Origin of the sequence: Streptomyces sp. CA-146814 (assembly GCF_050942385.1) — a bacterium.
GTDB lineage: Bacteria > Actinomycetota > Actinomycetes > Streptomycetales > Streptomycetaceae > Streptomyces.
In genome coordinates, this window is record NZ_CP192068.1 from 6378357 (window position 1) to 6392043 (window position 13687).

A 13687-nucleotide genomic window follows, 5' to 3' on the forward strand; every position below is an offset into this window, starting at 1 on the left:
CCCTCGCGTCGCAGGGCGCCCCACCTCCGTACACACCTCGTAACGCTCAGCCCTCCTCCACCAGTGCCGTCTGCATCAGCCGCGGCTTGCGGCGTGCGATGTGCAGGGCCCGGCCCGGCGGCAGGTTGAGCGGCTTCGCGTTGCCGAAGAGGCGGCCCTCCGTGGGCGGGCAGGAGAGCAGGACGGCCGGGTTGTTGGCCTCGTCCAGGCGGCGGATGAGGCCGTCGCTCAGTCCGCGTCCCGCGCCCATCGCGCTGCGGGCGACGACCAGGTGCAGGCCCATCTCGAAGCCGAGCGTCAGGTTCTCGAAGAGCGGCTCGAAGGGGCTCTGGAAGGAGTTGCCGGAGACCATGTCGTAGTCGTCGACCAGGATGAAGAGGCGCGGACCGGTCCACCAGTCGCAGGCGCGCATCCGGGCCGGTGAGATGTCGGCGCCGGGGAGGCGGGTCTTCATCGCGCGGGCCGCGCCCTCGATGGTCTCGTTGAGGTTGTCCAGCGAGATGACATGGCCGATGCGGTACTCCTCGGGGATGGCGTCGACCAGCGTACGGCGGTAGTCCACCGCGATGATCTTCGCCTCCTCGGGGGCGTAACGCGCGGTGATGCCCTGGGTGATCAGGCGCAGCAGGTTGGTCTTGCCGCTCTCGGTGTCGCCGACCGCGATCAGGTGCGGTGTTCGGCTGAAGTCGTGCCAGACCGGCTCCAGCGCGTCCTGGTCGAGGCCGAGCGCGATCCGCATGCCACCGCCCTCCGTGGCCTCGGGAGAGGGGAGTTCGGAGACCGGGAGGCGGTGCGGCAGCATCCGGACCTGCGGGGCCGGCGGGCCGGACCAGTGGCGGGCGATCTCTCCGACCAGGTGCGCGACGCCCTCGCCGAGGTCCTCCAGCGAGCCGCTGCCGTCCAGGCGGGGCAGACCGGCGAGGAAGTGCATCTTGCTGTCGGCGGTGATGCCCCGGCCGCCGGTGCGCGGCACCGAACGGGCCTTACGGGTGTCGATCTCGGAGTCCATCGGATCACCCATGCGCAGCTCCAGGCGGGTCGCGGCCTGGTCGCGGACCTGCGCGGACAGCTCCACCCACCGGGTGGTGGTGATGATCAGGTGGATGCCGTAGTTGAGGCCCCGGGCGGCGAGCTCGTTGAACTTCGGTATCAGGTCGTCGTAGTCCTGGCGGACCGTGGACCAGCCGTCGACGACCATGAACACATCACCGAACGGCTCGTCGGGGAACTCCCCGGCGGCCCTCCGGCGGCGGTAGGACTGCATGGAGTCGAGCGTGTGGTCCACGAAGAACTGCTCGCGGCGGGCGAGGAGCGCCATCACCTCCGCGACCGCCCGGTGCACCCGCTCCGGGTTCAGCCGCGCCGCGACGCCGCCGACGTGCGGGAGCGCGGCGAGCTGCGAGAGGCCGCCGCCGCCGAAGTCCAGGCAGTAGAACTGGACTTCGGCCGGAGTGTGGGTCAGCGCCAGGGCCGCGATGAGCGTCCGGGCGAGCGTCGACTTGCCGCTCTGCGAACCGCCCGCGACGGCGACATGGCCGCCCGCCCCGGACAGGTCCACGACCAGCGGATCGCGCCGCTGCTCGAACGGCCTGTCCACCAGCCCGACCGGCACCCGCAGCTTCCCCGCGCCCGGCCAGCCCGCCGCGATCAAGCCCCGCTCCTTGTCCGGCGCGATGCCCGGCAGCAGCGCGTCCAGCGGCGACGGCTCGTCCAGCGGCGGCAGCCACACCTGGTGCGCGGCGGGCCCGGAGCCCCGCAACCGCTCCAGCGCCACCTCCAGCAGCGCCTCCTCGTCCTCCTCGCTCGCGGGCTCCGGCTCGGGCGCCGCCTCCAGCGTGCGCGGCACCACCCAGCCGCTGGTCCACGGCACCACCTGGCTCGCCACCCGGGCCTGCACGACAGCACCCGTACGCCGTCGGTACGTCCCCGAGGAGTACGCGGCCCGGAACCGGGTCAGTGCCTCCACCCCGGACTTCAGATAGCCGCTGCCGGGCGCGGCCGGAAGCTCGTAGGCATCCGGCACGCCGAGCACACCGCGGCTCTCCATCGCGGAGAAGGTGCGCAGGCCGATGCGGTACGAGAGATGGCTCTCCAGCTGGTGCATACGCCCCTCGTCCAGCCGCTGCGAGGCGAGCAGCAGGTGCACACCGAGCGACCGGCCGAGGCGGCCGATCATCACGAACAGCTCCATGAACTCGCGGTGCGTGGAGAGCAGTTCGCTGAACTCGTCGACCACCACGAAGAGGCTCGGCAGCGGAGCGAGGTCCGCTCCGGAGGCGCGGGCCCGCTCGTACTCCAGGGCCGAGGTGTAGTTGCCCGCCGACCGGAGAAGCTCCTGACGGCGGATGAGTTCACCGTGGAGTGCGTCCTGCATGCGCTCCACCAGGGCGACTTCGTCGGCCAGGTTGGTGATGACGGCGGAAGTGTGCGGGAGTTCCTCCAGGCCGAGGAAGGTGGCGCCGCCCTTGAAGTCGACCAGGACGAAGTTGAGGGTCTCGGAGGAGTTGGTGAGCGCGAGGCCGAGGACCAGGGTGCGCAGGAGCTCGCTCTTGCCGGAGCCGGTGGCGCCGATGAGCATGCCGTGCGGGCCCATGCCGCCCTGCGCGGACTCCTTGATGTCCAGTTCGACCGGGCGGCCGTCCACGCCGACCGCGATCGGCACCCGCAGCCGGCCGGAGCCGGTGTGCCGGTCGAAGAGGGTCTGCGGATCGTGCCGGTGGAGGTCGGGGATGCCGAGCAGCGTGGTCAGCTCGACGTCGGTGTCGAGCGGTTGCGCGATGTCGCCGCCGAGGCTCATCCGGCGCGGGGCCATCAGCCGGGCCAGCGACTCCGCGCCGAGCGGGCCGAGGCGGTCGGGCCGGCCGAGCTCCACCGAGCGCTCCTTACGGCTGCGGTCGGTGCGCACCAGGCTCACCTGGTCCGGCCCGACGGTCAGCCGGAGCGTGTTGCGGCCGGGCCGCCAGCGCAGCGCCCCGGACACGTCCAGGATCAGGGCGTTGCGGTAGCCGTGGCCCTCCCAGCGGTGGCCCTCCGGCACGCTGACGCCGTCCAGCACGACCACCGTGTACGGCTCGTCGCGGCCGGGCCGGGCGTCCGGGTCGAAGCCGGGGCGCTCGGCGAACTCGGCGCCGAGCAGATCGTCCAGCTCGGTGAGGTCGGCGGTGATCCGGCGGGCCTGCCCGGCGCCGTCCTCCTCGTGCGGATCCAGCACGTGCGGCAGCCACTTGACCCACTCCCAGTCGGGCCGCCGCTCGTCGCTGACACAGAGCGCGATCCACAGCTCCTCCGGCGCGTGGAACACCGCCAGCTGCCCGAGCATGGCCCGCGCCAGCGCCCGTACGGCATCGTGCTCCGGGGTCTCCGCACCAGGTGTCTCCTCGTCCGGCGCCTCCTCCGGGCGCAGCAGGATCCGCGCCGAGGAGCGCAGGTAGAGGCCCAGCGGCTGCTCGGGAATGGTGGAGTAGGCACGGATGAAGCGGCGCAGCGCGTGCGCGCAGAGCGGTTCGAGATCCTCCACCGGGCGCGTGGAGACCGGGTTCAGGGTGAGGGCGAGCTGCTGCTCGCCGACCGCCAGGCGAACCTCGCCGAAGTCCTCGTCGGCCGGGCGGCGCTCCCACAGCCGGGAGGTGCGGGCCAGCGAGCGGAGCGAGGCGGGCTCCGGATGGCGCCAGGCGAGCGCCCGCTGCTGCTCCGCGATCGTGGTCCGCACCCGCTTGCGGGTCTGCGCCAAATAGCGCAGATAGTCCCGGCGCTCACCCTTGAGGCGCTGCTTGCGCTCGCTGGAGCGGCGCATCAGCTGCCCCAGCAGCATGGCACCGGCCGAGAGCGCCATGACGCCCATCGCCAGATACATGAAGACGCCGTTCCCGCCGCCGGGGCGCAGGAACATCAGCATCATCGACACCGACATCAGCGCCATCGGCAGATAGGTCCACACCGCCGAGGTGTCGGGCACCGTCTCGGCGAGGACCGGCGGCTCCTGGAGGGTCAACTGCCCCTCGGGCATCTCCGGCCCGCGCCTGCGGGCCGGGCGGCGAAACAGCACGACACTCAAGGAACAGAACCTCCGGTTCGCTGACTTTTCCGGCCCGCGCCGAATACCGGCGGGCACCCGGCGGGGAAAGACCGCACCAGGCTGATTCTCCGGGCCGTACGTGCCCCGATGAACGCCGGGTGAATGTTTCGAGCGGATAGCGGGCGACGGCCAACTTCCGTAAGAGGCAAGCACCTGACGGATTCGCACCCCGGCCCGCGGTACGGCCGGTGGCCGCAGGCAGTAGTCTGCATTCACGGAACGCGACCTGTCCACGCGGGGAGTGGTGGCGGCCGGGCGTGCGGCCACAATTCCCCTGCCGCACAACCCGGTTCACGGATAGGCGGACTTTCCGTACTGTTCGCACATTCCCTCTCCCCGGGAAGCTCCCGGGGAAGTCTCCTGTCAAAGCCTGCACGGAAGACGAGAGTTCTGCTGATGACCGACAGTGCGGTGGCCGAAACGTGCCGCCTGACCGTACGTGCGCCGAGCGTCACCATCGATCTGGCCGTGCCCGCCGACGTACCCGTGGCCGATCTGCTCCCCACCCTCCTGCGGTACGTCGGCGAGGAGGCCGAGGAGGCCGGGCTCGACCACGCCGGCTGGGTGCTCCAGCGGCTCGGCGACGCCCCGCTCGACGAGGAGACCACGCTGGCCCGCGCCGGTCTCGCCGACGGCGCCGTCCTCCATCTGCGCCCGCACACCGAGGCGCTGCCCGAGGCGCGGCTGGACGACCTGGTGGACGGGATGGCCGAGACGGTCGGCCGCCGGCTGCACACCTGGCACGCCGGGGCCGCCCGCGGCCTGCTGGTGGGGACCGCCGTGGCGACCGTGGCCGCCGCGCTGGTGCTGGTGTTCCTGCCCGGCGTGACCGGCTCCTCGACCAGGGCCGCGCTCGCGGCCGTCGCCGGGCTGCTGCTGCTCGCCGGAGCCGGTTCCGCCAGCCGCGCGGTCGGTGACCGCCTCTCCGCGACCGCGCTCGGCCTGCTGGTCGCCCCGTGCTTCGCGCTGGTCGGCTGGGTGCTGCCCGGCGGCGACCTGACCGGCCCCGACGCGGCAGAAGTCGTCGGCGCGCGGCTTCTCGCCGCGGGCGCGGCGGCCGCGGGCGGCGCGGTTCTCGCGCTCGCCGCCACCGCGGTCGGCGCCCCGGCCCTGCTGGCCACCGCCGTGGTCGCGGTCGCCACCGCGGTCGCCGGGACCCTGATGGGCTACACCGGACTGGACGCGCCGGCCGCCGTGGCGCTGGTGGCGACCGTCGTCGCGCTCGCCGCTGGCGCGGTGGCACCCTTCGCCTTCAAACTGGCCGGAATGCGTATGCCCGCCCTGCCGTCCTCCGCCGGACAGCTCCAGGAAGGCATCGACCCGTACGCGGGCGACGAGGTCGCCGAGCGCACCGAACTCGCCGGGCGCTGGGTCACCGCGCTCTTCGCCGCCACCGGCACCATCGCCGCCGCCGCACTCGCCGTCCTGACCCACCACCCGGACCTGCCCGAGACGCTCACCGCGCTCGCGCTGACCCTGCTGCTGCTCCTGCACTCGCGCGGCCTGGTCCACATCGGCCAGCGCCTGACCCTGGCGGTGCCCGGGATCCTCGGGCTACTGCTGTTGGCCCGCGCCTGGGCGGTGGACGGCGACGCGGACGGGCGGGTGGTGGTCTTCGGGGTGCTGCTGGCCGTCGCGGCAGCCCTGGTGACCGCGTCCTGGATCGTGCCCGGCCGCCGGATGCTGCCGTACTGGGGCCGGGCGGCGGAGCTCGCGCACACCGGATTCGCCGTCGCGCTGCTGCCGCTCACGCTGTGGGTGGCGGGCCTCTTCGGCTGGCTGCGCGGGCTGTTCGGCTGAGTATCCCCGTACCACCAGAGCCGATACGAGTTGAGGAGAGGCTGTGCAGTCCAAGCGCGACCAGGTCCAGGCCCACGGCTTCATGATGGGCAGGCTCAGTTCGGGCCTGCTGACGGCCGACCCGGACGCCCCGGAGAGCCCGCTCGGCCGGACGACCCGAGGCGTCGTCTTCGGCCTCCTGGTGACCGTCCTGATCGGCGCCGGGGCCACCGTCTACGGGCTGCTGCGCCCCGGCGGCAACGACAGCTGGCGCAAGGGCGAGCACCTGGTGGTCAACCGCGACACCGGCGCCCGCTACCTGTGGACCGGCACCGACGGCGTACTCCACCCGGTACGCAACTTCGCCTCGGCGCGGCTGATCGGCGGCCCGGACCTCAAGGCCGTCGACGTCTCCACCGCCTCGCTGCGGGACGTCCCCGTGGGCTCACCGGCCGGCATCCCCGGCGCCCCGGACACCCTGCCAGGATCCGGCCAACTGGACGCCGGCGCCTGGCACATGTGCGTCACCGGACCGGACGGAGCTCTGCCCAGCACCTCCGGCGCCGGAGTCGGCACCGGTCCGGACAGCCCCGGAGCCACCACGCTGGTCGCCGGTGCGCCGCTGGACTCGCAGGGCGTCGGGGCCGACCGCGCGGTGCTCGTGAGCGGCCCGGACGGTACGGAGTACCTGGTCTGGCGGGGCAGCAGGCTCGCGCTGGACGCCGCGTCCGACGCCCGTAACGCCCTCGGTTACGGCTCCGAGCGGGCGATGCCGGTCTCGGCGGCCTTCCTCGACGCACTCGCGCCCGGACCCGCCCTGAAGCCGCCGAAGGTCGCGGGGCGCGGGGAGAAGGGCCCGGAGCTCGGCGGCGAACCCAGCCGGATCGGCCAGCTCTTCCAGGTCAGCGTGGTCGGCGGCGGCTCCACGTACCACCTGCTGCGCAAGGACGGCCTGGTGCCGCTGTCCCGCCTGGAGGCCGCCCTGGTCCTCGGCGACCCGGCCACCCAGAAGGACGCCTACCAGGGCCGCTCGCCCGAGGCCCGCCCGGTCGGCGCCGACGCGCTCCGTACGCACCGCGCGAAGGACACGGCCACCGGACCCGGAGCCGGCGAGCTGCCCCGTACGCCGCCCCTCCCGCAGTCCGCGCCGCGCGGCACCGCGCTCTGCGCGCAGGTGGACGGCGGCAGCGGCGGCGCCCGGATCCGGTCGGTGCTGGTCCCGCTGGCCGCCCTCGCGCCCGTCGCGGTGTCGCAGGGCACCGACCGGCCGCTGGCCCCGGCCTGCGCCCGGACGGACGCCACGGTGGTACGTCCCGGACGCGGCGCCCTGGTCCGGGCGCTGAACGCGAGCGGCGCGGCCCACGCCGGGACCACCTACCTGGTGGCGGAGAACGGCGTGAAGTACCGCGTACCGGCCAAGGGTTCGCTGGGAGCGCTCGGGTACGGAGAAGGCGACATCGGTTCCGTCCCCGCACCGCTGCTCGCGGCCCTGCCGACCGGCGCGGACCTGGACCCGGCCGCCGCCTCGGGCGCGGCGGAGCCCAAGGTCACCGCCCCGGAGTGCGATGCGCCCGGCACGGTCGACTCCCGGCCATGATCCCGGCAAACGCCCCATAGGGGGCCGAAGAAAAGGAAAGGGAGTCGGGCGGATAAAACTCCGCACACAACTGGCTGCCGTCGGACCCTATTTCGGCGTGTGTCGGAGCGCGGCCCGCACGGGGACGGAAACCTCAGATAAAGCTCAGAGAATGGGCAGCCGCGATGACCGTTCGGATTCTCCGGCTGCCCGTTTCCCGTCCGTATCGACCGGACCACGCCACACGGCGGCGGGACGCGTTCATTTCGCCGAAACCTTCGGACAACTCGGCTGGCATGTAAGGATTCTGACGGGCTGACCTATGCTCAAATCTTCCCCAACATACGTTGCGCCGGACGGTGGGTTCTCTTTAGCCTCAGCGGGCAACGGTGCGGCGAGACGTGCCTCAACGAAGGGAGCGCGACATGGCGGACAGTGCACAGAGGAAAGCGGACTATGCCAAGGGCTTGGGAGGTGTCTCCTCCCTGGAGTCGGCCCGGGCCGCTGTCGAGAAGATCCAGAACAACGTCGCGGAGATCGCTGCGCGTTCGGGTGTGGGCGGCGACGAGGGCCAGGCCCTGCTGAAGCTCTTCCGCAGCTGGAACGGTGAGGCGCAGAAGGTCGTCGTGCAGATCAGCAAGATGGTCGACGCGCTCCAGGAGAACGTGACGTCGGCCAACCGCCTGGCGAAGGAGAACCAGGACCTGACCGAGGTGCTCAACAGCAAGACCAGTCAGGGCGTCTTCGAAGCGCTGCGCTGACCCCGCCCCCCACCCGAGAGGAGATGTCATGGCCGACGGCATCATCGATGTGCAGTACTCCACGGTCCGCAACGCGATCGAGGAGCTGAAGCAGCAGACCCAGCAGATCATCACCACCCTCAACAACCTGGAGGACGAGCTCAAGCCGCTCGTGACCTCGTGGGAGGGTGACGACCAGCAGATGTACCGCGGTGTCCAGGCCGAATGGGACCAGGCGACCAAGAACATGGCCCTGCTCCTCGGCGACAGCGGCGAACTGGTCCAGAGCATCCACGACAACCACTCCCGCGACGAGCGCCGCAGCGCCGACAACTGGGGGAGCGTGCGGGCCCGTTAGCCTTCCCGCCGGGGGCCGCCTCCCGCCGTACGCGGTGGAGGCGGCCCCCGGCTTCCCGTAGCTCCGTTCCCGTGACCCCAACCGGGCCCGATCGCAGGAGGACGTCCCATGGCCGGTGAGCACGCCGATGTCAAGCATTTCGACCTCAAGCAGATGGAGAACTTCCGCGACAACGAGGTCCACCCCGTCTACACCAAGGCCAAGAAGCACAAGGAGGACGGCGAGGGTAAGGGCGAGGACCGCATCCGCCCCCTCAGCGAGCTGATCGGCGGCTACACCACGCCCGACAACCTCGACCAGGAGTCGCAGATTCTGCGCATCGGCCTGATCGGCAGGGAGAAGATGATCTCCGGTCCGACGCTGGTCGAGAGCGTGAAGTCCGTCGCCACCTCCCTGGACAAGCTGCTCGGTGACCAGATGGAGCTCTTCAAGGAGCTCAAGGAAGCCCTCACCGACACCATCGAAGAGGCCAACAAGACGAAGAACAAGAACCTGGACGCGATCGACGCACAGACGCTGCTCCAGACGTTCGAAGAGGTCGACACGCTCACCAGCGGGTCCTCGGGCACAGAAGAGAAGTAGCCGCCCCCGCGCACGGGGTGGACGGCGAGAGACGAGAGAGGGCGCGCGGTGGCCGACCGGTACGACGAATCATCCGTGGGGAACGTCGACAAGTACGAGAAGAGGGACGCGGCGTCGTCCGACAACTGGGCCGACCTCGTCCACCACATCACCGGCTACCCCGTGCCCAAGCGCAGCGAGATCTTCGACACCCTCCGCTCCGACCACGGCGGCAAGCTCTTCCGCATGGACATCAAGGAGCGCAGCCTCGGCCTCCTCGTCAAGGATTCCGGCTTCCTGCAGAACAAGGGCCAGGACTACGACATCTGGTTCTTCGACAGCGGAAAGAAACGCTCCATCATGCAGGCCCGCATCGTCTTCGAGGGGCGTGTGAAGTCCGGCGACGAGATCATCTTCGCCGGCACCGACTCCACCGACGTCAACAACGTGGACGTCCGCGAGGGCAACGAGTTCACCGACTACAACAAGGACAAGTTCAGCACCATCCCGCTGGCCCGCTACATGAACGGGCCCCGGGCGGCGCTCATGTCCCTGCTGGACGGGGGCAACAGCGCCAACGGCCGCTTCAGCGGTGAGGTCGCCAAGGAGAACGACGCCGTCGACCTGAAATCCTTCACCAGGGCCGGCGAGTCCTTCGACTACGCGGCCCAGTTCTTCAAGTTCCACGCCCCGGTGCTGAAGGACTGGGAGGACCGCTTCGGCCGGGACGACGCGAGCTGGAAGGGCGAGGCCGCGGAGGTCTTCCGCAGCCTCATCGAGAAGATCCGCGAGAACTACGACGCGTACGTGGAGACCTTCAACGAGACGGCGGGCAGCGGAGACGCCACCGGCACCGGCAACACCGTCTACTCCCGTGCGCTCTCCCTGGGCCGCTCCCACCTGGAGCAGGCCGCCCGGGACCTGCTCGGCTACTGGCTCACCTGGGCCCAGTCCGACTACTACGACCCGCACCGGGTGCTGCGCTACGTCCTGGACGACCTGGCCAAGTGGGTGGACCGGGAGAACGTGGCCAAGACGAAGATCACGTCCACCACCTACCGCTACACCACCTCGGTCAGCCACAAGCCGGAGGCCGGCTTCTCCCAGGTGCACCCGGAGTACGGGGACCTCACCGACATCGCCAACTGGGCGAAGGTCGGCGACAAGGCCGTGGAGATCTGGAGCCGGGCCGTGGACGACATGCTCGTCGAGAACGCCCGCATCGTGCAGTCGCGGCTCAACAACCAGTTCCTGGACCTCTCCAAAGACTTCTCCGAGAACGTACCCGAGCCCAAGTCGACCGGCACGGCGAGCGAGGAGTACGAGAAGAAGAAGCTGGAGGAGGAGAAGGAGGAGATCAAGAAGGAGAACGAGGAGAACCGCCGCTACCAGGACGAGCTGCGCGAGGAGCAGCGCAAGCAGCGGGAAGAGGACAAGAAGCTCCAGGAGGAGCTCCGCAAGGAGCAGGAGGAGCAGCGCGCCGAGGACAAGAAGTACCAGGACGAGCTGCGCGAGGAGCAGCGCCTCCAGCGCGAGGAGGACAAGAAGCTCCAGGAGGAGCTCCGCAAGGAGCAGGAGGAGCAGCGCGCCGAGGACAAGAAGTACCAGGACGAACTGCGTGAGGAGCAGCGGCGCGAGCAGGAGGAGGCCAAGCGGGAGGCCGAGGAGCAGGCCAAGCAGATGGAGGAGAGCCTCGGCAACATCAACGGGCCCGGTGGCGGCGGTGAGGGCCCCGGCAACCTCGGCGGCCTCGACGAACTCCTGAACCTCAAGCAGGACGTCCCGGTGACCGAGAGCCTTGGCGACCTCGGCTCCATCAACACGCCCGGCGGCCCCGGTGGCTCGAACACCCCCAGCCTCGACGACGTGAACAACGCGGTCTCCGAGAACCTCGGCAACCTCGGTGACGTGAACAGCCCCGGCGACGTGAACAGCCCCGGCGGCGGACCGCTCCCTGTGGGCTCGAACTTCGGCAACCTCGGCGCGCTCAACGGTGGCCCCGGCTCCACGCGGAACCCCAACGACGCGGCCAGCCAGGCGATCTCCGAGGATCTGGGCAGCCTCGGCGACCTCAACAACGGCGCGGGCGGCTCCCTCGACACCCCGACCGGCGGCAGGACCCAGCTGGACGGCAACCAGCTCACCACCGACTTCCCGGACGGCAGCAGCATCTCCTTCGACAAGAACAGCGGACTGCTCACGACCACCCACCCCGACGGCAGCGTCACCACACAGGACCTCGGCGACGGCGCTCGGGTGACCAACCCGGACGGTTCGGTCACCTCGCTCGGCGAGGACGGCAAGCTGACGACGACGTTCCCCGACGGTACGAAGCAGGAGATCGACCCCGCGACCGGCCAGGCCACCTCCACGGCACCCGACGGCTCCGTCACCACGGAGAACCTGGGGAGTCTCGGAGGCCTGAACGGCCGCAACGGCCTCGGGGACCTGGGCGGTCTCGGCGACCTGGGCAACATCAACGCCGACCTGCCGACCGAATCACGCGGAGACCTGGGCGGCCTCGGCGACCGGGAGACCATCAACGACCTGGGCGACCTCGGGAACCTCAACACCGGCGACGCGGGTCTGAAGTCCTCGACCGGCAGCCTCACCAGCCTGGAGAACGGCGACTTCGCGACCACGTTCCCCGACGGCGGCAAGGCCGTCTTCGACCCGGACACGGGGCAGCTCACCAGCATCGCTCCGGACGGCTCCGAGGTCACCACCGACCTCACCCACGGCGCCGACGTGACCAACCCGGACGGCTCGGTCTCCTCGCTGGACAACGGCCGGTTCGTCAACTCCTTCCCGGACGGCTCCCGCCACTCCATCGACCCGGACACCGGCATCGCCACCGTCACCGACCCTCAGGGCCGGACCGAGACGGTCACCCTCGACGAGCTGAACGCGCGCGGTGGCAACAGCAGGCCGGACTTCCTCGACGACCTGCGGGACCTCGACCGGAACCGCGACCTCGGCAACCTCGGTGACCTGAACGGGAACCGGGACCTGGACGGCCTGAACGGGAACCGGGACCTCGATCTCGACGGGCTCAAGGACCTCGCCAACGGCAGCAGCGGCGGCGGTAGCGGCGGTGGCACGGGACCCGATGGAACCACCCGCGATGTCTCCCTCTCGGAGCTGGGTCTGAGCGCCCAGGCCGGAGCGGGTGGCAGCCCCGGCGGCGGCCTCCCCGGTGCGAACCTCCCGTCCTCGGAGACCCTCGGCCAGGTGTCCCCGCTCTCCGACAGCGCCACGGACAAGGCGACGCCCCTCGGCCCCGGCACCGGCGGCGGCCCGGGAGCCCCCGGCGCCCCGGGCATGCCCGGCAGCCCCGGCATGCCGATGGGCGGCGGCATGGGCGGTATGGGCGCGGGCGGCGAGAAGGGCAACGGCGAACGCGTACGGGCCGTCCTCGTCGACGCGGCGGAGGAGAGCGAGCGCCGCAACCGCCGTCGGCGCAGCCCCTGGAACCGTCAGGAGGACACCGACACCTTCCTGACTCCGGCCTCCAGGGTCGCCACCACCGGCGGTGACTCCTCGGAGGAGCCGGAGCAGAGTAACCGCAGGCCGGCCACCTCCGCCGACTATCTGGAGGAGGACGCGGACGTGTGGGGCACCGAGGAGGGCGGCACCCCGGCCGTGATCGGCAGGTGACGGCCACTCGGTTCCGTAGCGCAGGGCCGTACGAGACGACCGAAGCAGAAGAAGGGAGCGGGCGGTGACGGAACCGCTGGAGAAGCGCCTGGAGAAGGCCATGGCCGAACTGCAGGCGGCCCAGGAGGCGGTCGCGCGCACCGAGCGAGAGCTGCGGACGGCGTCGTTCTCGGCGCTCTCCTCCGACCGTGCGGTACGGGCCACCGCCGGCCCGCAGGGTGAGCTGGCCGGGATCGAGTTCCTGGAGAACAAGTACCGTGACATGTCCCCGCAGGAGCTGGCCGCCAGCGTCCTGGAGGCGGCGGGCGCGGCGCGCCTGAAGATGAACCGGCATGTGATGAAGGCGATGGCGCCCTTCACCGAGCCCAGCAGCGAGATGCCGGAGCTGAAGGGGTTCGAGCTGGACTGGGAGCGCATCTTCGGCCCCGAGGTGCTGCGCGAGGACGACGAGGCCCCGGCCGGCTCGCCCGCCCCCGCTTGGCGGGACGCGCTCGGCGACGAGGGAGAGGACTGAGGGGATGGGACAGCGGTACTACGTCGACCCGCAGCGCATCGAGGCCCTCGCGCGCCAGCTGGAGGAGATCGGCACCCTGACCAGGTCCATGACCGAGGAGTTCCTGGACGAGCTGGCGCCCACCGTCAACTGGCCCGGCACCAACAGCGAGTTCTCGGAGAAGGCCAAGCCGCAGGAGCAGAAGGAGCGGCAGACCACCAAGGACACCATGCTCTCCATCAGGGACGCGCTGGTGGGCATCACCGACGCCACGGTCAGCAACGTCCGGATGATGAAGGACACGCGCGACCGCAACATCGACGGGATCGAGCACGGCAACAGCCGCCTCGAAGCGGATGGATTCGACGGCCCGGGCGGGCATGGCCGCCGCTGACCGCCGCAGCGCAGGCCGCTCCCGTACGCGACCGGGAGCGGCCGCTCCGTCCTG

9 protein-coding genes are annotated in these 13687 nt (G+C 71.0%); 8 read left to right on the plus strand and 1 reads right to left on the minus strand.

From position 1 onward, the window contains the following. Positions 1 to 46 precede the first annotated feature (46 nt). Positions 47 to 4054, minus strand: coding sequence for a type VII secretion protein EccCa (gene eccCa / locus ACQP09_RS28565; protein ID WP_433404718.1), 4008 nt, complete (start codon positions 4052 to 4054; stop codon positions 47 to 49). A 417-nt stretch (positions 4055 to 4471) separates the two neighbouring features. Between eccCa and eccD the strand changes: the two genes are divergently transcribed. The 8 genes from eccD (at position 4472) to ACQP09_RS28605 (ending at position 13633) form a co-directional block, all read left to right on the plus strand. Then, positions 4472 to 5875 (plus strand): type VII secretion integral membrane protein EccD, encoded by a 1404-nt coding sequence (gene eccD, locus ACQP09_RS28570; protein WP_433404721.1) that lies wholly within the window; start codon positions 4472 to 4474, stop codon positions 5873 to 5875. A gap of 43 nt (positions 5876 to 5918) precedes the next feature. After that, a complete protein-coding gene (gene eccB, locus ACQP09_RS28575; RefSeq protein ID WP_433404723.1) occupies positions 5919 to 7451 on the plus strand; it encodes a type VII secretion protein EccB in 1533 nt (510 codons plus the stop codon). A gap of 404 nt (positions 7452 to 7855) precedes the next feature. Beyond that, positions 7856 to 8191 carry a hypothetical protein gene (locus ACQP09_RS28580; protein ID WP_433404726.1) on the plus strand — a complete coding sequence of 112 codons (336 nt, stop codon included), beginning with the start codon at positions 7856 to 7858 and terminating at the stop codon, positions 8189 to 8191. Positions 8192 to 8219: 28 nt separating this feature from the next. Continuing rightward, a complete protein-coding gene (locus tag ACQP09_RS28585) occupies positions 8220 to 8528 on the plus strand; it encodes a WXG100 family type VII secretion target (protein ID WP_364788416.1) in 309 nt (102 codons plus the stop codon). 108 nt (positions 8529 to 8636) lie between these two features. Next, positions 8637 to 9110 (plus strand): type VII secretion system-associated protein, encoded by a 474-nt coding sequence (locus ACQP09_RS28590; protein WP_433404730.1) that lies wholly within the window; start codon positions 8637 to 8639, stop codon positions 9108 to 9110. Positions 9111 to 9158: 48 nt separating this feature from the next. Beyond that, positions 9159 to 12746: an AAWKG family protein gene (locus ACQP09_RS28595; RefSeq protein WP_433404733.1), complete on the plus strand. Its 3588-nt coding sequence runs from the start codon at positions 9159 to 9161 to the stop codon at positions 12744 to 12746. 64 nt (positions 12747 to 12810) lie between these two features. After that, positions 12811 to 13260 (plus strand): YbaB/EbfC family nucleoid-associated protein, encoded by a 450-nt coding sequence (locus tag ACQP09_RS28600; RefSeq protein WP_433404736.1) that lies wholly within the window; start codon positions 12811 to 12813, stop codon positions 13258 to 13260. A gap of 4 nt (positions 13261 to 13264) precedes the next feature. Further along, positions 13265 to 13633 (plus strand): hypothetical protein, encoded by a 369-nt coding sequence (locus ACQP09_RS28605; protein WP_433404739.1) that lies wholly within the window; start codon positions 13265 to 13267, stop codon positions 13631 to 13633. Positions 13634 to 13687 lie beyond the last annotated feature (54 nt).

What these genes read in the sequence shown, in the direction of transcription:
- eccD (WP_433404721.1), top strand. Translation starts at nt 4,472, where the DNA reads ATGACCGACAGTGCGGTGGCCGAAACGTGCCGCCTGACCGTACGTGCG.
- ACQP09_RS28580 (WP_433404726.1), top strand. Translation starts at nt 7,856, where the DNA reads ATGGCGGACAGTGCACAGAGGAAAGCGGACTATGCCAAGGGCTTGGGA.
- ACQP09_RS28585 (WP_364788416.1), top strand. Translation starts at nt 8,220, where the DNA reads ATGGCCGACGGCATCATCGATGTGCAGTACTCCACGGTCCGCAACGCG.
- ACQP09_RS28590 (WP_433404730.1), top strand. Translation starts at nt 8,637, where the DNA reads ATGGCCGGTGAGCACGCCGATGTCAAGCATTTCGACCTCAAGCAGATG.
- ACQP09_RS28605 (WP_433404739.1), top strand. Translation starts at nt 13,265, where the DNA reads ATGGGACAGCGGTACTACGTCGACCCGCAGCGCATCGAGGCCCTCGCG.